The sequence below is a fragment of the Haloferax denitrificans ATCC 35960 genome, assembly GCF_000337795.1.
In the GTDB taxonomy this organism is placed as follows: Archaea; Halobacteriota; Halobacteria; order Halobacteriales; family Haloferacaceae; genus Haloferax; species Haloferax denitrificans.
Map to the genome: position 1 here is coordinate 18,575 of NZ_AOLP01000002.1, position 17,888 is coordinate 36,462.

Here is a 17,888-nt window from a genome sequence, read left to right on the forward strand (position 1 = left end):
CCGGATAGAACCCGTGTGACACAGTCAGAGGGTGTAATCAGCGGGGAACTGGCAATCGATTCATGCTTTGATTGATGATTCAACCGTCAAATGGCACTACTTAGCGATTAGAATCGATACCCCTTCGTTTCTCACATTCCCCGCAAAAGTCTGAGGGAAGCTCTGATATGGAATCGACCTGTTTTTCTGAAGTGAACAGATTGTGTGTCGCGTAGTGGTCTGCCCATCCGCAGCGAGTGTTTTCTGCGAAGTGCCACATCTGGTCCTCTTTTCGTTTTATTATCACTATGAGACGTGGGTAGGCAAGATGTATCAAAGTATGGTACTGTTATTATAGTGGCCGATTCATCTCGGTCAATATCGGTGCCCCTCCTCTGACTGACTCGCGCTCTGTATTCAGCACGGCCTCAGTAACCTATCAGCGGCTGAGAATTTCAACAGAGCCATTTCAGTTAAAATCGAATTATCTAGAATTAGGGCTCTTCGAGCAACGAGCGAGCTCGCTGCACGTAACTGTTCGCCCCCCAGCTACGGGCGTCGCTGATTTTATTGAGGAGCAACCGTGCCTCGGCAGCTGAGAGGTGTTCAGTTCGAACGAGAACCGAGAGCAGTGTCGGCGTCGTGACGAGTCGGGTATCAGCGAGTGAGGCGTGAATCAAACCCAGTTGGTTGAACTCGTCACAGAGGAAGAGCCCAGCATCGAGCTCGTTCGCGAGGGAGACCGCCGCGTTTTCACCGTCATCGAGCGGAAACTCGGCATCGAGGTCGACCGACTGTGTTGTGAACGACTTCGCTTGGTCGAGGACGGCGGACGCAGCGTGCCCATGGACGTCATCGTAGGAGGCAATCTCGCGGAGTTCATCGATGACCGCCGTTGGGACGACGACCTCGTACCGAGAAAGACAAAGTGCGAGTGGATCAGGGTCGTCGCCAGTAACGATTCCGAGACTGACGAGGGCGGAGGCATCTACGATAAGCCGCGCCATCTATACGTCGGCGACCTCGTCGATAAAGTCCTCGTCCAACTGCTGTTTCAACACGCGGAGGTTGGCCGCCTCTTCGGCGCCGACGAGTGCTTTGAGTTGCTCGAAGGTAATCTCATCGTCGTAATAGGCGTCGGCAATTTCCTGGACGAGCGTGTCGTCGTGAGCGGCGTCTTGGAGGTACTCCCGAAGCGCGGTCACGAGGACGTCTGTTCGGTCTTCGCCGAGGACTGCGGCCAGTGCGTCAGCCCGGTCGATGAGCCGATTGGGGGCCCGAAACTGCACGCGCTTCTTCTCGGTGCTCATGATATGTACATTGTGAGCCAACGCACTTAGCCGTTTTCGTGTGTACGATGTGAGGCTCACTCGAGCCGGACAAGGCAGGTATCAGTCAGTAATGTAGCCAATCAACTGGCCCACTACATCTTCTGTGCGGCCGTCAACGAGCGAGGTCAGATAGTACTCGACGTCGGCAGCATTGTTGAGTGTCGCAAGCGACCACGGGAGCACGTGACTTCGTTCCCCGAGTGGGTCGCCCGCGTAGTCGTCGTCCCGGAGCGTGAGTGACTCCTCGTGGTACGTCTTCGTGGAGATCAGGACAGTGATGAGCTGCACGCCATGGTTCGGGAAATGAGGAGTCCCTATAATGAGCAGCGGCCGACCTTTCTCCGAGAGCGGATCGGCCCCCCAGACGATGTCGCCGCGTTCCAGATCCTCGAACGCAGTCACTATACCTCTTCCATCTGGTCGGTCCGGAGATCCTCGAGACGCTCTTCGCCGTATTGTTCGGCTGCACTCTCGTGGTGTCGGTGAAGCCGGTACGCTGACTGAAGTCGTTCCTTGTTGTCCGTGATCGCCCAGTACGGGCGCTTGTGCCGGACGAGCCCGCGTTCCTTCAGTCGAGAGAGAATCGCACTAACAGCGTCCGTGTCCAAGCCCAGTCGCTCGGCGATCGTTGCGGCCTTCCACGCACGGTCGTCGTGCTCGTCGAGGAACAGCACGATTCGCTCGGTGTCGTTCCGCTCATCGAATTCGTCGGCGTCAGCGTTTTCGAACTCGTCGATATCGATAGTACCGCTCGACATGGACTAATGTTGGAGATGTTGGAACATAGGTGTTTGGTATGTTTGTTACTTGGATGAGAGGGACATTTCCGTGCCCAGAAATGCCGGAGGGGATCACTCCGACGGCGTCGCGACGAGATGCTCCTCAAGATCTCGCGTCCAGTACGTCGTGAGCCCGCCCGGACTGCAGCGGGCGCACAGTTGCAACGGGCCTTCCAGATGCCCGAGCTCGATTCGGAACCGCGTCAGCGCGGCGAGCGTGTCGACGACCAGCCCACAGCCGTCACAGGCGACGTGATCGCGCTCGTCAGGATTCGGCTCCGTCTGAATCGCGCAGTCGACACAGATCGGGTGGGTAACCCGATCGTCCTGTCCCCAGGTATGAGCCTCGCCGGTCTCAGTACCGGGCGGAGCGTCGCAGAAGGAACAACCAGTGAGAGTCTGCTGCATCACTCGCCCTCCCCGTCGGCGTCGCGGCCTGCCGTCCAGCCACGGTGGAAGATGGCCAGTTGTGTCGTCGAGTCGAACGTGGTGCCGCTCGGCTCGTGAACCAGAACGTGATCCTCGGGAACCGGAGTGACGATGTCCGCGTCGATGAGGTCGTCAACTAGGCTCCGGGCCGTCGTGTCGTCGACATCCGTAGTCGCGACGCTCGCGGTGTCGCGGCCTTGGGCGAGCTGTTCCTTCTCGAACTGTTCGTAGTCGCAACTCGTGTCGTCGTGCGAATCGGGACCAGGCATGGTGAGTCACGCAGCACACGCTGTTGCGCGCTGCACGCCTCACGGCGTGCACGAGAAACAGCCCAGTCGGAGAGTCAGTCCAGTTGCAGGTTGCGATAGCCGACAACGGCAACGCCGTCGAGGAACAGAACAACCTTCGGAAAGTCGAGAACCGACAAATTAGCTCTCATCGAGGAGTGAGATACCGTGCTCAACCACAGCGTCAGTAACGAAGAGACTCGTTTCAGTCTGGAGCGCTCGCATCAGCTCAGCCGCCGCTGATTTCTCGAGTTCTCCCCGTGTAGACGCAAGCACGAGAATCCCAATCGAGCCATGGACTTCCACATCGCGATCGTTCGCAGCGTCTCGTGCTGCAAGGTCGTCAGTCAGGAGGACGGCAGCGCGTTCAGATGCGACGGTGAGTGCAGCTGTCTCACCGGGGTCCAACTCGACGCCAAGGCCGGTTGTATCACTCTCGACCAGTTCGTACTCAATGGTTTCGAGCGCAGGTGGGACCATCCCCGCCTCGAGTTCTTGGTAGACAGTCTGTGGAATCAGCAGCTCGTCGACGACCGAGAGCAATGCAAGCGCGTCAATCTCGTCGAGATGAATAATGGGGCCCGCATCAACAACCGCGAGGATCACGCATTCAGTCCCCACCGAACATCGTCTTCGACGGCCTGTACCTCCTGCTCTGCTCGCTTGACACGATCTCGACCGACGAGGTTGATTGCGGTCTCGCGGTCGATTTCGTCGTCGATGTATCGCGAGAGGACGAGGTCAACCCAGAGATCTTCGACGCCGCGTTCCAACGCCTGTTCGAGGATCTCTGATTCGGGGATACCCCGCGCTTCGGCGATTTCTTGCACCCGTTCAGTGAGATCCGTGGCCATGGGTAAATAATTGCTCTGTGGTGACTTAAACATCTGTGGACCCCCTCTAGGAGTTCTCAGAAACGACCTTGGACAACCGTTTCGTTCATGCTCACATCGACATCATCCGAACCACCACTCTTCGCGAGATGGAGGTTCCGTTGGCGCTCGCTGCCACGCCGTTAACCAACATCGCGGAAGTCTGCGGTTCTGTGTTGGTTAACAATATAGTGGGCTCAGAACTGATGAAGAGACATCACGCGGAACGTATCTGGCTCACCATTCGGCGGCTCGTCAATTCGGTCAAGGGATAACCGCGAGAGTCGACTGACCAGTTCGTTACGAACTGCTCCACGGCTGACTATTGTTTCGTGCCAGCCGAGACGGTCGTCGAAATACCGCTTCTGGAACCGCTGCCCGACGTCGTCAACGGCGATGAACTGCGTCCGCTTCACCCCCGTTAGGTTCGTCGAGACGAACTCGGCTCCGACATCTTCGTGGGTGAGTTCGACGAGTACACGCTCGACAACTGAGACGATGCCAGTTGGACTTCTGCCGTGGGGGAGCGACAGTTCGAGATCTGCCCACGGTTCTTCGTTCGGTTGTTCAGTGTGCTCGCCAGAGAGTCGTGATCGCTGTTGCTCGTAGTCGGAAGACATGGATTGCATGGGGACTGCTGACTCCTCCACCCCTCAATGGAGGATAAAAACAGCCACAGCAATTGTTCACGTACTAACGGAGTTCATTCAGACACCCCTCCTGTGAGGAATATCTTCCAGACTAAGAAGACGATCAGGAATGCTGATCCGCGAGTACACAGCCCAGCGCCCGTGCCAAGGTAGTTGAATCGGTCTCATTCAATGGATAGCAGAAGCTATAGACAGATTGGACAGCGAAGCAGAGACGTCATGTCGTGGTATATCCTCATACTCGCAGGCCTGTTTGAGATTGGCTGGGCAATTGGACTCGAATATTCGGACGGACTCTCAAAGCCAGTGCCAACAGTCGGTACTGTTGTCGCTCTCATCATCAGTATGGTACTCCTGGCACAAGCCGTCAAAGATCTCCCTATCGGGACAGCATATGCTGTCTGGACAGGTATCGGGGCCGTTGGGACAGCCACGCTTGGAATTATTCTCTTTGATGAACCAGCCGCTCTCGCCCGAATACTCTTCATCGGCGTGATCGTCGTCGGTATCGTCGGTCTACACGCTGTCTCGGGTGGACACTAAACCACTAGTTGTCATTTGCATCGTCTGAACCCTGCCCAGACACAATTATCGGTACACACGCACATTGACTGGCCGGCTGTTTCGCAGGACTGCTCGTCTGAAGGAGAGAGTTTCAACAGGGCTGCGTCGTCAGCAGAAGTATCTCACTATCAACCCATGTTGCGGTGACACGGTCTCACTTCAACCATGATCGTGTTCGCTCCCACATTGACGCAGATTCCGTGTCAGGATCTTCATCCTGGTCACGCGGTGCTACTTCGACACGCTGCTCAAGCCGGTCAACAGTCGCTTCCAACTCCTCGATGTACGCCTGTTTTTCCGCGAGGGTTGCCTCGAGCGTTTCAACTCGCTCAGTCAACACCCGGTTCTTCTCGGCGAGATACGCCTTGTCCTGCGTTGATTGCGTTCCCACACTCTGTTCCGTCGTAGTTTCGTGGTCCTCACGAGGCTGCGTGTCTGGGTCGTAGAACTCCGACGTCTGCTGGACTGCTCGCTCAAGTGTCTTCTCACCATATGTCGACCCGTCTGCATAGTGGACTTCGTCCCATTTCTCGCGATACAGCCCCGATTCCCGAAAGAGGCGGTCCATCTGTGGGTGGTCCCCGCCCGTCCAGAACGCGAGCAGACAGCAAAGTGCCATATCTGCCTCCGAGTGGCTCTCATACCCACTTGTCTGCCCTCGCCACAGTCGATCGAACTTCTCACCGTTCGCTGCTTTCCTCGCTTTTGTCAGCACAACCTCGTCGTTGAGGGCAGGCTCACTCGCGTCATCGCGTTCTGCGGATGGTGTTGAGCTCGGTGGCTCCGTTGTCGGCTCGGTGTCGGGCTGGACGTATTCACGATGGACGTCAACAAGTGCATCCTGCCGGTGTGCGATCTCTGTCGGCGTCCCCGCAACGTGAGCACCGGTTACTGTAAAGAAGCGCGCTGTATCGTAGCACTCGACTCCTCCACGGCGATTCCGCCCTGCAGGGAGTTCTCCTGTAACGAGGATGTGGAAACCCGTTCCCGATGGCGACACCTCCGTGTAGGAATCTAGCTGTGTGATTATCGCCTGTGCGTCGTCGTCAATCGTACCCGTCTCAGGGTCTCGACAGTCGTCTAAATCCACACCGACAAACGGGTCGTCATCGGTGAACACAAACCCAATCCCATCAGCGTCGTCTGACTCGACGGCCGCAACCGCAGTATTGAGATCAGCCCATGTCACGGAATCGGTTGCCGAACCGAAGCCGCCAGTCGCAGGGTTGACGGGGACCTTCGTCGCTTTGTCATCTCGCATCTCACTCCGCCAGCAAACCCACTGCTCACGCTCGCGAAGTTCGGGTGGCAGCTGGTCTATATCGAGGTCAATTTCATCACACATTCGTTGTTCCTCGCTGATTCGCAGTCATCTCAGAGTCCAAATACGTCTGCATTGTCTGGTCACTTTGACAATACCCAGTTCCGACGGGGTCCCCCCTGTCTATACTAGTCGGATTCTGTCGTAACCGACAATCCGAATCTGTCCAAAATACACCGTTCAATCCCGCTATTATCCGAATTCTATCGTAACGGCTGTCGTAACTCTGGATGGGACTATCGTAACCTGTCGTAACCATCCGTCTGAACACTCCTTTAACCGGTTTCTGGCTGAATCGGCCGTTGTTCGTCTGACCGGGGACAAACGCTGACAGACCAGTATCAGTCATTAGACAATTCCTCCTGAGTGAGGGCGAGCCCATCGTAATGACGAGTTGTGGCATTCCCGTCTTTCTTGACCGTGCTATCGAACTCGACGTGCTGTCTCAGCCGGCGTGTGAACCACCGCTTTGAATCCGGTGAAAGCCCCTGTTCAGTCACCCACGACTGATAGCAGTTGTAAACCCGTTCAGAGGAGACAGATCCGTGGGCTGTCTCACGGAGGAACTCCTCTGCGAAGCGGCCCACAACAGCATCAGGGTCGTCTGCAAGCTCCGATACGTCGACCAGAGACTCGTCCGACTCGTCTGATGTGGGGGTTGCGGCTCTTTCGGCCACTGCGGTATTGGATCGGGTTGGCTGTGCGACGAGATCCAGCTCCGAGAGGTCACTCAAGGGCCGTACTGTGCCGTCCCGATAAATTACTGCGTCACCGTCGTTCCGAAGAATGACGATAAGATACTGCTCACTACTGAATCCTGGATACAGCAGTTCATCTTCGGGGACGAATGGCCGCTTGAGCTTAGTCCAGTCAGCAGTAAACGCCTCTTTCGAGTCGTAGACATACTGCTCGCCCTCCGCGTAGACGACGTACTCATCGGCCACCGAATCATAGCTGTAAACCGCAGGCAGTCGGCTCTTCGAGAGTTCGTCTAATGACTCAACTCGAAGCAGTTCACCCCCAGCACCGTCTTCCAAAACAAGATCCCCATCGACTCGTGACCAGATCGTCTGTGCGCTCTCAGGCGACACGGGTCGAAGTGCCGTCAGACCACCCTCCTCGCTCGCACCACCATTGAACGAGATCGTTGTATCAGTCGTATAGAACCGCGTGTCTCCTGACTGGAGTTCACGAAGCGGTGGCGACAGCACCTGTTCGACACGTTCTGCCCAGTAGGGTTCCGGCTCACCAGCCCGAACGACAAACATCGGGATTTCCCCCGCCTCCTGTGCTTTGCGGAGGTTCGTGAGGACTTTCGCAGGCTTCCCTGGCGTTGTCGTCTCGACCTCGATGGCAAACGGAGCGTCAAACGCAGGGTGCGTCGCACGCCCATCCGGTTTCTCGCTCCCGTCTTGGCTGAGTATCGATACTGTACAGCCATGGGTCGTCAGTTCTGCTTCGATCTGTGCAAGAGCAGCGTCATGCTTCGAACTACCAGCAGATTGGACTGCCCCAGTGTCGGGGGTAGCAATCGCTTCGCCCGCTTCAGTAAGACGAATCACGAGTTCGTCTTGGTCGAGGTGAACCGTCGTTTCAAGGAAGCGAGAGCGCTGGCGAATCGTCGATAGTTCGTCGTACGTCGGTGCATCACCACCTGATTCGTCACACAGACGGCGGAGTTCATCATCAACGGTTTCGACTGAAACCCAGCCGTTTGCCTCACGTTCGGACAGCCGAAGTTGCACCGCTCGAACGACTTTCGCAAGAGCCGTGTCGAGTTCCCCATCAGTAATGTCAAGCGTGGTACTGAGTTCGTCGGGGAGTTCTGTCGCCGGTGCCTCAGTCGTGGTCACGCCGTACGTCTCGTCAACGCGGCCCTGCATCCGACTGAGCGTCTCACTAAACCGAGACTCTTCACTTTCGGTAAGAGGACGGTCGCTCTCAGGATGCCCATCCGGAATCGGCAGCGGAGCGAGACTGAACGGATACGGCCCAGTCTCACCGAAGATCGGACTTGGAAGATTCGCAATCCACTCACCACGCGGAAGTGACCGGATTCGGTTCGCGAACGCTGTTGGGTCCATTTCCTCGTGAGCCATCGCCCTAGCGAGCTCACGGTCAACGTTGATCTTCCCCACAATCGGACTCCCGATATTGTTGAGGACGTTGAGATAGGCGCGCCGCCCCCCTTCCGCTTTCATTTGCTCGGGGAACTGCATCGAGAGCCCGACTGACAGCCGGAAACTCCGCCCTTGCTCGAGTAGTGTATTCATGACATCCGAAACAGCAACCGACGCTGCCTCATCAATCAGGAGATTAACCACGTAATCGTCCGGCCGCTTACCGACATCCTGGTTCTCTTCTTTCAGAGCGTCCTCGAGGTTGGTCAGAATCACACCGGTCATGACGCGAGCAGCATCCTCACGGAGATCACCCAGATCAAAGAGAATCACCGTATCGTCGTCGATGACATCGCGGAAATCAAACCGTGGCTCGGTGTTGTTGAAGATTCGACGCAGGTGTGTGTCATCCGAAATAACTGAAAGACGATTGCCGACACCACCCAACACATTCGAGAAGGTCGTCTTGTCTGCCTGTAACTGTCGTCGGAGTGACCGCGAGACAGCCTCGTCACTCGATTGCGGGGCAGCACTCAGATCTGGCTGGGGTGGCCCTGCCTGCCAAAGTTGATCAAGCGCATACTCTAACTGCCGATGAGCGAAGTAGTCCGCTGACTCGCGATACTGGCCGTTTTCGCGACCATGCGTCTCATCGAACAACACTTTGATCAGCGACTTAATCAACCCAGGTGCGACTGTCGCCCGCTCGTAGCGGTCAACCCCCATAACGAGTTTCAGAATTTCCTCGTAGTGGTCGGCCTTTCGCTGGACAGCGTCTTCCCGCCGGAGTCCGTTTTCAAGCGACGGCTCGAGATTGAAAAACGAGAAGCCGGGGAGGACGTCTGGGAGAGAGAAGTAGATAACATTCTCTCTGAGGTCGTCCAAGCCGAAACGCGCAGCATGCGCACGCATGTAGTTCTCCGCCATACCGTCGCCCTTCGGTTCGATGAGAATCGACGGCCCAGTCGTCGTCTCGTAGAGTGAGAGGAGTTCATTGATCTGTGCCTTGGACTTACCGGCCCCAGTCGTCCCAAACCGGCCATAGTGTGTCGGTAACAGTCCGGGAGGTATTCGAGTCGGTTGCTTCTCCGCTTCACCAGTCTCATCAAGCGCGTAGCCGATTGCCATGCCCTCACGGAACTCGCTCATGAGATCCGGATTCGGACGGGCAAGCGGGTTCCGGCTCTGTTGCTCAGCACGCGTCCCACGAGAACCCTCCATTGTCAATCGTTCCGACGAAGGGACAACCACGAAGTTCGCAAGCTCGGCCCCACAGAGAACCAACTCCGGCCGGGTCTTACCACGTCCAGTCGTTACCTCTCGCGAAAGGAGTCGCTTGAGCGCTGCTCGCGCGTTTTGTTCTTTCTTCGATTGTCGGAAGCCACGGTCTCGAAGTCGCGTCGCTTCGATCTCGTAGAACGGGCCGTCGAGTGGGTCAAAGACCGGCGCGAGTGACGACAGGCGGTCATCAAGGGCGTCGCGACCAGCCTCACTCGTTGGTACACCAATCGCCCGGATATTCGTCGTGTACGAGCGCTTGGGATTGACCGCATCAATCGCGTCAAGTCGCTTGACGACGATGTCACTCAACTCGTCACGAGTCCGCCGCTCATACTCTAGTTCGGGGTCAAGTAGGTCGCCAAGGATTTTCTGCGAGAGCGTGTCCCGTCCATCATTCAAGTCCTCTTTGCGGAGTTCCGCATCCGCTTGCCAACTCTCCCGGCGCTGAAACACGACTTGGAACGCGAGCGGTTCGCGTGCATCATTCAGGTGGTCGATCAGCGACGCAAGCACAGCTCCCGGCTCGTCGACCGCTGGCAGCGTGCTCTCGTCGGGCGTCGCAGTCAGCGGTGTCAACGACGACATCCAATCCTGCTTCCGAACTGCCGACCCACACCACCGCACGCCCTGTGGTGAAACGGTGTCGACCGCGGGGCGGGCGAGAATCGTCCCGTCTGCGGCTACTGTCGGCTTCTCGACCGACGTGGGTGGAACCTCGTCTGCTAGCGAATCAGTCGTTTCGAGTTCGACAACTGTCTCTCCAATCGACACCAGTCCGTCCGCCGTTCTGCCGCCAACCTCGTCGGCAACGTCCGTCGGTGAACCCTCAGACTCGTGTACAGCGCTTTCGCCGCCGTCGGGCGTCGCATCCGCGTCGGCGTCGCCATCTGCAGCCGAATACTGTTCGTCGTCGGTGAACTCGTACTGCAGGTCACCCTGCTGGTACCGCTCGACAAATTCCTCGTGAGACAATGCGACCGGATGAATCAACTTCGACGCGACGTCCACCTCGACACGCTCGATGTCGAACGTCTTCGGATAGATCGACCGAAGTCTCTCTTCGAGTGTGCCGAGATAGTCGTCGGCTCCATAGTAGAACTCAACCGGCGCGTCTTGCCCCGTACTGAGTGCGAGGAACTCGAAGCACGGTGGGGTCGCGGATGTAAACGGGTTGAGTTTCGACCACAACCCCGAGCTGTCAGGAGTCAGTTTGTGGAGACTCTCGATCGTCTGCGGGATGCCGCGGGCTGTGAGTTCCTCTGAGGTGGGCGTCACGCGAAGATACGCACGCTCAGGCATCGTCGGTACCTCCAAGTTGGTCGGTGTCAGTTGCTGTTGAATCAGTCTGCATGTCTTGTGACTCTCCGTTTGCTTGCTGCGCTAACTCCGTCCGAAAGGTCTCAATATCCTCAGAGACTGCCGTCCCACCAGCTCCGGGGAGCGACGCCCGGCGCTGCTCGGTCGGATCGAAGTCGATGACTTCCTTCTCTTTTGGCATCGCTTCGACTCTGATACCACGCCATTCGCCGTCGACGCCAACGAGTGCCTCAGAGAAGCCGGCGTCTTCGTTCCCGGGAACCGCATCCTGTACGTACCGCATCTGGGCGTGATTCAGGCCGAACTCGTCGGCCCACTCAGCGTCCATCCCATCCAGCCGATGGAACTGCTTGACGGCACACTGGTCGAGGATAGCCTCACTTTCAGCGTGCTCGAAGAACTCGTCGACGGTCTGGGTGACGAGTCGAATCGAGAGGTCGTGGTGGCGATGGTGTCGGAACACCGTTTCGAGGAACGCCAGACTCGCGGCGTCCTGCATGATGTACCGCGCTTCATCGATCACGAACACGACCTCTTTGTCCGTCTCTTTCGCTCGCTCGTAGACGAGCGAGATGAGGAGTTGCATCGTCAGCGCCGTACTGCTGTCGACGCTGCCTTCTTGCTGGGCGAGGTCGAGATAGATGACTTTCTCGTCACGGATGTCGAACTCCGATTCTTTCCCGAGGTTCGCGTAGCGGCCTGCGTCCTCGAAGGGCCGCAGTTGGTCGATCAACCACGTCGCATCGTCGCTAAGTTTCTCGGCTTCCGCATCCGACCGGACGACGAACGACTCGGGGTCGTCGACCATTTCTTCAAAGACGTCCAACATGTCTCGAATCGTCGGGCTCGGGTTGCCGTGTGTCGTGATATCATCAGTAATGCCATGACGCTCGTAGGCCTGTCTGAGACCGAGTTCGAGCGTCGTTCGCCGGTCGCCGAGTGAGATGCCACGGAGAGCGAAGAAATTCGTCAGGAAGCTCATCGCGTCGTCGAGTTTCTCGTTGAACGGACTCGCGTCCTCACCCATCGCCCGCTGGACGTGTTCGGGCGTCTGGCGGATTTCGAGCGGGTTTAGTCCGAGCGTCCCACCGACGGTAATGCGCTTGGCATCGAGCGCTTCGGAGACGCCCGCCCAGTTGTTGAGCGGTTCGAGAATGATCCCGATGCGGTCCTTGCTCTGTTCGATCGACCGGATGAAGTTCTCTTTCGCACCGAACGATTTGCCAGAGCCCGTGTCGCCGACAGTAAACATCGCATAGCCGTTATCGCGGGCAAACGGGTCGATGACGACCGGACTCTGATTGTCCTTGTGAATCCCGAACTCGACGCCCCCTTCTTCGAGAATCGTCGCGTTGTGTGGCGACGCTAAGAGGGAACCAACAGCACCGCCGAGGGCAATCGACTCCCGACCAAAGACGTTGTCGCCGATTGGGGCGGCGGACTGGAGCGCGAGGTCCTGCCGGCAGATAGCCGTCTTCGGCGTGAGGTTCGCCGGTTCGTCACGGAGCGCGCTTTTGACTGCTCTGACGGCATCTCGGAGGTCGTCCGTGTCGTCGGCGCGGACGGTGACGAATAGCCCTTGGTCGAACACACTCGCACCGCTCTCGACGGCCTTGTACGTCGCCGCTGCCTCGTTGGCTCGCTCTTGGAGGTACTCACTCCGGACGCTCTGTTCTAAATCGGCGTCGACCTGCAGGTCGTCAGCGATATCCTGCAGTTCGTTTCGCGCTCGCTGTTGGTTCTTCGGCGTGATGTGCGCCGTGAGGTCGAACTCGACGTCGGTCAACTCGAAGAGGTCACTCAGGTAGCCGTCATTCGGGTAGTCGGCGTAATCAGCGATGTACAGCGTCGTCGTCCATTGCTCACCGACACGGGCAGTTCGTGTCTCCCATTCGATTGCCGCCGGTGCTGTCGCCGTCTTGTGTGACTCCGAGATGTCGTCGAGGAGTTGACCTTCCGCGTCACCCGCTTCGAGGGTTTCCTCGTCGAGGACATCCGAAAAGTCGACTTCCGGCTCGTCGTCGGTGCGGTACCGCTGCCAGAGGACTGTCCCACCGACGCCGAGGAGCATGATGATCCCCAGATAGAGCGCTGCACCTTCGGGGGATGTCGGCTGTTGAGCCCACTGGGTGAGCTGCGTGAGAATATCACGACTCGCCTGCAACGGGAGATTACGCATTGAACGCCTCCTCCCGGCGTGAGCGACTGAAAATTGGCTGTTCGCGAATCACGTCTGCTTCGGCCTCGAAATCGTGTTCCTCGCCGTTCCAGAAGTCCATGTTCAGAACGAACAACTCGACCGTGCTGAGTCGGTGGGCAGACCAGCCGGAGGCCTGCTGGATGAACTCGGAACGGACGTCTGTGATCCGGTCATCGAGCTTTTCGAACATCTGGGCGCGGCGTTCGACGTCGGAGAGGTCCTCTCGTCGTGTGACGAACGGGTTGAACAGAATGCCAATCACGGGGAACTGCGTCAGCTTTTCAGCCGGCGTTCCCTCGTCACGGTATCGGTCGTAGACTTCGAGTGGCGAGACTTCCACGCCGATGTAGTACCGAACTTGCTGAATGCCGCGGTCACGCATTTCTTTGGGCCGCGTCTCCCGATACTCCTCGAGGAGTTCCCGGAAGATCGGGTTCTGTGTGACGTCCTCGTCGGTGAGTCGCTCCTCGATTGTCTCGGTGATCTGTTCGACCGGGAATGACCGGGTTGTTGCGTGGAATTTGAGCTTCGAGTCGAGTTCTTTGTTGGCGAACTCGGCGCCGGCATCCTGGAGTTGGGCCCAGTCGTCGGCCATCGCGAAGTCCATGTTCCCCGGGTCGATTTCGATGAACGCCTCCATCGCGCCGTCAGTCCGCTGAATCGCGCCGGCGCCGGGCCACGCTCGCTCGATATTCGTCAGGTCTTGGGTTCGCTCGTCCGGCGTGAATGGCGTGTAGTTCGCGAGTCCGCCCTCGTTGCGCACGGTCTCGTTCGTCTGGCTGTCTGGCTGGGCTGGCGCGCTCAACGTGATGCGGGGCCGTTTGGCGTAGCGATAGACGTCTTTCGTCCAGGTCCACGCGTTCAGATGGTCGGGGGTGACGTAGACGATGGCTGCGCCCATCCCGAGGCCGCTTGCGATAAGCGGGACGGCGAGTGATTCAATGCCCGTGAGGCCGGCGAGGAGCAACCCACAGATGGGGAGAGCGATGAGGATGCCGACGTCACCTTCTTCGATGTTGAGGTAGGGGATGCGACTCGCTTCGCCGAACTGGTCCATGATGCGCCGAGCGGCTGTGTCTTGGTCTGTCGACATAGTTAGCGGGTTCGAGGTTCGTTTTCGGTCCGCCGGTACGATGGCAGTCCGTCGCTGTCATCAGTCGAGTCACGCTGTGCGGCTGCTCGCTGGGCGAGGGCTTGACCGGCGGCGGCTTTCGGCCCCCACCGGGCGGCGGTTGTCGCGACGCCAGCACCACCGACATACGCACCGGCTGCGACGCCGCCGACGAGGGCTGCGCCTCGCGTTGCACCACCAATCACCTTCGCGGTGAGGGGTGTCGCGTACGTGAACGTCTTCCAAGTGAGATAGAGCGCGATTAGCGGAAGTGACGTTGCTACAAGATACCTCAAGAATGGACTACTTGGAGCAAGAGCATTCTGTGAGAACAGTAGGTCGTACCCTTTGAATACGACTGCTGCAGGGAGAGGAAGAACTGCAAGAGGAACAAACCGTTTGCTGAACCCAACTGCGATATCAGAGATGACCGGGAGGTTACCGTAACCGAGGGCGAACGCAATCGGCATCCCATACACGTAAACATAGATGAGAACTTCACGGATGTAATAGAACGCCTCGAGAGACCACATTGACAGTCCGCCAGCAACGCCGAATAAAAAGGCGAGAACTGGGTTAGTTAGCGACACCTCTAGAAGTTCGAACATCGTGTCTCCAAGTGAACTCAGACTCGGCATTAAGGCGATCGTGAAACCGTCAACGAGGTAGAGGGACAGAATACTAACCCAGTACCAAGATACGATGAGGAGCGCACCAACCCACGCAGTTTTCTTAGTGCGTCTTGCCTCGTACGCACTCCCGATATTGAAAATTCGGAGCGCATGACGCCCCTGAACACACATTACCAACAACAACAGCGAGATCAGCATAATCTCACCGCCAACTAAAGCGTCTTGTATCGCAGGCCACGGCCCATTAGACGCTGTTCCAAACACAATCGGCCCATCAGTACGTGGAGTCGGAGTTCCAAACATACCCTCCGTGAGAGACTGATATCCAGTTCTCAGACCCCGCATGAACAGGCCAGTCAACCAGCTAAGCGCCTCTTTGAATCCCTCAAGTACAACGTCAATTAGATCAACCATCGTGCTCTCCGATGGAGATACTGCAACCCTCAGTACTAGTCGAGTCTGTATACTGAACGTTGTAGGTCTTAGACACCTCAGAAGCAGCTACACGTGTTTTGAGGATGAGGTTGAACTCACCACTCTGCTCCCCGTCTTGACACGAGATATCTGAACCGGGAACAAAAGCGAACGGAGACCGGAAGCTGTAAATCGTGAGTTGCTTCCCGGCTGGAATAATAACTTCAGCTACTTCAGAGTCAGACTCGGGGTCATAGATCCCACTAACATCGTCATGGTTGGCGTAGTTCGTCCCCTCTTCATCGGAGGGATACGGAACGTCTCCGATGAAGAGTAATTTCGTGACTGCGTTTGGCCCCGTTCCACGGTTCTCAACAGTCACAAACGCCTCATCAGTAACTTCGTCACCCGAAGAGTTCCACATCTCCTCTGGCTGATTTCTCCCAATCCCCATCTCGACGATTCTGAGGTCCGGTTGAATCGAAAGAGAACCCTCAGCAACAGTCTCCTCACCATCTAACGCGACGATACGGTACTCACCAGGCTCGTAGGCAGTCCCGATTTCGAACGAAACCTGTCGTGCGCCGGCGGCAAGCCCACGCTTCCCGAACAGTTCCCCATTCGGCTGAATGAGGTTCACCTGTTCAACGGTCGCGTCAGCATCAACTTCCACAACGATGGCTTGCTCCTCAACAGCGATGCGTGAAAGCGGGCCTGCACGCTCGGTCGTTGCCGACGTCTGGTTGGGCGTCGTCGTGTCCGAGTTACGGCTACCATCAAGGCAGCCAGCGACGCTCGCGAGTGCGGCCCCGCCGAGTGTTCGGAGGACGGTACGTCTGTCAATCGGTGAATCGGTTGGAATCATTGGTTTCGGTAGTAGCTATCTGTCGGTCCAAACATGCGGAGGAGCCGGCGACCGGCGTAGAACGTCACGACGAACGGAATCGCCTGCCAGCCGACTTCGAACACAAACGCAACCCAGCCGTCGAGAGTCCCGAGTGGGTGCCAGCGAACGGAGGCCGTGTCGCCCACATATGCTGGGTCGTGGCCAAGCCACGTGCCGGGGTGGTAACGGACCGTGTAGATCCCCGGCTCGTCCAGTGTGACGACTGCGACGCCACTCTCGTTGGTCTCAACGCGCTGGTCACCCACCGTGATGTAGCCGCTGTGTGACGGCCCGCCAATCGGGTACTGTCGGTCACTCCCATTCGACGCGATTGGCGCACCCGTCTGGTTATCGCGCAACTCAACTCGAAGCGTCGCGTTCGACGTCGTCTGCGAAACGAGCTCAACAGAGAGGTTACTCTCGCGAAGCTGTCGCGCCGACCCGACTTGGGGGTCGACAATCGTGGCATTCACGCCGCGAACGATCCCGCCTACCCGAAGCGCCTCCCGGTCGACGGACTCTGCACGGACGGCCAGCCCGTACGTGGGCGTGTACGACTGGTTGACGACTTCGACAGTCACGTTCTCGCCGATCGTCTCACGGGGTGACGCCCGGTCAGCCCCCCACGTGTCGATGATATCCGGTCCATCACGAACGGGCTCTGCTCGCGGCCCGATCTGCGAGGGATACGCGTGAACCCTCACGGGAATCGCATCCGACTGTTCCGTAGTTGTCGACGTCCCGGTCGACGTAACGAGTGTGTCCCAGTTCGTGTTGCGAGCGGTGTAGAACCGCCACACACCACGGACTCTGGAGGTCTCATCGTCGGTGAGCGTATAGCCCTGCCACGGCCGGGACTGGAAAATCGCGACGCCAGTATCCCCGTTTGGGTACTGCGCGTAGTAGGGGTACGCCGCGAGGTCGTAAATCTCGGCATCGAGTGTATCTGAGACGGTTCGTGTCTCCGTCCGGTAGTTGACTGTTGCCTCGGATTCGCCACCAACCGTCGTCTCGACGGTCTTCTTGAGGCGGACAGAGATGGTCGCTTCGAGCGTGAGATTCGCGCTCCACGAGTGAGTGGTGTGATACTGTAATTCTGGCGTGTGAGTGCCAGCAGTCGAGGCAACGGTGATGCCATCGATTTTCAGACGGGTGTTCTCAATCTCGTGAGAGACGAGTGCCCAGTCGACGGTCTGATTGCCCGTTTCGTTCCCGGTTGGAACGCGAACACGATAATCGACGAGGCCACGAACTGTCCCGTTAGGAGCGATATAGAGGGGTGTCTCACCTGCATCGAGATGGCCACGCGTCGATGGGGTGACTGCGAAAATCGTCGCGTGCGCATCGTCGATGAACGTCCCATCTTCGAGTGACGCATGAGGCGGGTAAGTCGACGTGTCGGGCCCGCCGGCGTCGAGATCAGCGAAGTCGTTGCGCGTCCACGTTGCGGCCGTCGCCGGCGGGCGCGTGAACGTAATGTCAGTCCCGTTGGCGAGTTGGTGGAGTGCCGTTCGGTCGTCGCCGTACTGCTGCTGGTAGGCCTGTTGGCTGACGTAGCGGTCGCTATCGCGAGACCAGAGCGTTGCCGACTCGTTTTCCGTGAGGCCGTTTGTCTCAGTCCCTGGTCTCGGGGGCTGTGCCGTGGCGAGGCCGATAATGGAACTCGACACGAGCAACGCGGCTACCAGTACGGAGGGTACTCGATGCTTCATGGG

At 57.9% G+C, this 17,888-nt stretch carries 17 protein-coding genes; 1 reads left to right on the forward strand and 16 read right to left on the reverse strand.

The annotated features are described in order from the left end of the window. Positions 1–473: 473 nt before the first annotated feature. The 9 genes from C438_RS02230 to C438_RS02270 form a co-directional block, all read right to left on the reverse strand. Positions 474–986 carry a hypothetical protein gene (locus C438_RS02230; RefSeq protein WP_004967616.1) on the reverse strand — a complete coding sequence of 171 codons (513 nt, stop codon included), beginning with the start codon at positions 984–986 and terminating at the stop codon, positions 474–476. Beyond that, on the reverse strand, positions 987–1,289 hold the full coding sequence (locus C438_RS02235; protein WP_004061476.1) for a hypothetical protein: 303 nt from the start codon (positions 1,287–1,289) through the stop codon (positions 987–989). A gap of 81 nt (positions 1,290–1,370) precedes the next feature. After that, the gene (locus C438_RS02240; protein ID WP_004967617.1) at positions 1,371–1,712 is read right to left on the reverse strand and encodes a hypothetical protein; all 342 of its coding nucleotides are present in this window, start codon (positions 1,710–1,712) and stop codon (positions 1,371–1,373) included. Next, on the reverse strand, positions 1,712–2,068 hold the full coding sequence (locus C438_RS02245; RefSeq protein WP_004967618.1) for a MarR family transcriptional regulator: 357 nt from the start codon (positions 2,066–2,068) through the stop codon (positions 1,712–1,714). The genes C438_RS02240 and C438_RS02245 overlap by 1 nt, the downstream gene beginning before the upstream one ends. 93 nt (positions 2,069–2,161) lie before the next feature. After that, positions 2,162–2,497, reverse strand: a complete 336-nt coding sequence (locus C438_RS02250; RefSeq protein ID WP_049917667.1) for a DUF7558 family protein — start codon at positions 2,495–2,497, stop codon at positions 2,162–2,164. Beyond that, entirely contained in the window at positions 2,497–2,787 is a 291-nt protein-coding gene (locus tag C438_RS02255; RefSeq protein WP_004967619.1) for a hypothetical protein, read from the reverse strand. Before C438_RS02255 ends, C438_RS02250 begins: the two co-directional genes overlap by 1 nt. Before the next feature lie 159 nt (positions 2,788–2,946). Next, on the reverse strand, positions 2,947–3,411 hold the full coding sequence (locus C438_RS02260; RefSeq protein ID WP_004967620.1) for a hypothetical protein: 465 nt from the start codon (positions 3,409–3,411) through the stop codon (positions 2,947–2,949). Next, the gene (locus tag C438_RS02265) at positions 3,408–3,659 is read right to left on the reverse strand and encodes a ribbon-helix-helix protein, CopG family (RefSeq protein ID WP_049917668.1); all 252 of its coding nucleotides are present in this window, start codon (positions 3,657–3,659) and stop codon (positions 3,408–3,410) included. The genes C438_RS02260 and C438_RS02265 overlap by 4 nt, the downstream gene beginning before the upstream one ends. A gap of 215 nt (positions 3,660–3,874) precedes the next feature. Beyond that, positions 3,875–4,297, reverse strand: coding sequence for a hypothetical protein (locus C438_RS02270; RefSeq protein ID WP_049917695.1), 423 nt, complete (start codon positions 4,295–4,297; stop codon positions 3,875–3,877). 249 nt (positions 4,298–4,546) lie between these two features. Here C438_RS02270 and sugE point away from each other — a divergent pair, with 249 nt between their 5' ends. Then, a complete protein-coding gene (gene sugE, locus C438_RS02275; RefSeq protein ID WP_004967623.1) occupies positions 4,547–4,870 on the forward strand; it encodes a quaternary ammonium compound efflux SMR transporter SugE in 324 nt (107 codons plus the stop codon). Between the two features lie 175 nt (positions 4,871–5,045). On the opposite strand, the gene C438_RS02280 is transcribed toward sugE, so the two are convergent. The 7 genes from C438_RS02280 to C438_RS02310 all read right to left on the reverse strand — a co-directional run bounded on the left by C438_RS02280 (position 5,046) and on the right by C438_RS02310 (position 17,885). After that, a complete protein-coding gene (locus C438_RS02280) occupies positions 5,046–6,236 on the reverse strand; it encodes a phage NrS-1 polymerase family protein (protein ID WP_004967624.1) in 1,191 nt (396 codons plus the stop codon). 317 nt (positions 6,237–6,553) lie between these two features. After that, entirely contained in the window at positions 6,554–10,912 is a 4,359-nt protein-coding gene (locus C438_RS02285; RefSeq protein WP_004967625.1) for a type IV secretory system conjugative DNA transfer family protein, read from the reverse strand. After that, positions 10,905–13,109 carry a VirB4 family type IV secretion system protein gene (locus C438_RS02290; protein ID WP_004967626.1) on the reverse strand — a complete coding sequence of 735 codons (2,205 nt, stop codon included), beginning with the start codon at positions 13,107–13,109 and terminating at the stop codon, positions 10,905–10,907. Before C438_RS02290 ends, C438_RS02285 begins: the two co-directional genes overlap by 8 nt. Continuing rightward, on the reverse strand, positions 13,102–14,223 hold the full coding sequence (locus C438_RS02295; RefSeq protein ID WP_004967627.1) for a hypothetical protein: 1,122 nt from the start codon (positions 14,221–14,223) through the stop codon (positions 13,102–13,104). The genes C438_RS02290 and C438_RS02295 overlap by 8 nt, the downstream gene beginning before the upstream one ends. Before the next feature lie 2 nt (positions 14,224–14,225). Next, positions 14,226–15,287, reverse strand: coding sequence for a hypothetical protein (locus C438_RS02300; protein WP_049904853.1), 1,062 nt, complete (start codon positions 15,285–15,287; stop codon positions 14,226–14,228). Next, the gene (locus C438_RS02305; RefSeq protein ID WP_004967629.1) at positions 15,280–16,152 is read right to left on the reverse strand and encodes a hypothetical protein; all 873 of its coding nucleotides are present in this window, start codon (positions 16,150–16,152) and stop codon (positions 15,280–15,282) included. Before C438_RS02305 ends, C438_RS02300 begins: the two co-directional genes overlap by 8 nt. After that, positions 16,149–17,885 carry a hypothetical protein gene (locus C438_RS02310; RefSeq protein ID WP_004967630.1) on the reverse strand — a complete coding sequence of 579 codons (1,737 nt, stop codon included), beginning with the start codon at positions 17,883–17,885 and terminating at the stop codon, positions 16,149–16,151. Before C438_RS02310 ends, C438_RS02305 begins: the two co-directional genes overlap by 4 nt. Positions 17,886–17,888 lie beyond the last annotated feature (3 nt).

Coding starts and splice junctions, on each gene's coding strand:
- sugE (WP_004967623.1), top strand. CDS start 4,547: ATGTCGTGGTATATCCTCATACTCGCAGGCCTGTTTGAGATTGGCTGG.
- C438_RS02255 (WP_004967619.1), bottom strand. CDS start 2,787: ATGCCTGGTCCCGATTCGCACGACGACACGAGTTGCGACTACGAACAG.
- C438_RS02305 (WP_004967629.1), bottom strand. CDS start 16,152: ATGATTCCAACCGATTCACCGATTGACAGACGTACCGTCCTCCGAACA.
- C438_RS02250 (WP_049917667.1), bottom strand. CDS start 2,497: ATGCAGCAGACTCTCACTGGTTGTTCCTTCTGCGACGCTCCGCCCGGT.
- C438_RS02280 (WP_004967624.1), bottom strand. CDS start 6,236: ATGTGTGATGAAATTGACCTCGATATAGACCAGCTGCCACCCGAACTT.
- C438_RS02235 (WP_004061476.1), bottom strand. CDS start 1,289: ATGAGCACCGAGAAGAAGCGCGTGCAGTTTCGGGCCCCCAATCGGCTC.
- C438_RS02285 (WP_004967625.1), bottom strand. CDS start 10,912: ATGCCTGAGCGTGCGTATCTTCGCGTGACGCCCACCTCAGAGGAACTC.
- C438_RS02300 (WP_049904853.1), bottom strand. CDS start 15,287: ATGGTTGATCTAATTGACGTTGTACTTGAGGGATTCAAAGAGGCGCTT.
- C438_RS02290 (WP_004967626.1), bottom strand. CDS start 13,109: ATGCGTAATCTCCCGTTGCAGGCGAGTCGTGATATTCTCACGCAGCTC.
- C438_RS02230 (WP_004967616.1), bottom strand. CDS start 986: ATGGCGCGGCTTATCGTAGATGCCTCCGCCCTCGTCAGTCTCGGAATC.
- C438_RS02245 (WP_004967618.1), bottom strand. CDS start 2,068: ATGTCGAGCGGTACTATCGATATCGACGAGTTCGAAAACGCTGACGCC.
- C438_RS02295 (WP_004967627.1), bottom strand. CDS start 14,223: ATGTCGACAGACCAAGACACAGCCGCTCGGCGCATCATGGACCAGTTC.
- C438_RS02270 (WP_049917695.1), bottom strand. CDS start 4,297: ATGTCTTCCGACTACGAGCAACAGCGATCACGACTCTCTGGCGAGCAC.
- C438_RS02310 (WP_004967630.1), bottom strand. CDS start 17,885: ATGAAGCATCGAGTACCCTCCGTACTGGTAGCCGCGTTGCTCGTGTCG.
- C438_RS02265 (WP_049917668.1), bottom strand. CDS start 3,659: ATGGCCACGGATCTCACTGAACGGGTGCAAGAAATCGCCGAAGCGCGG.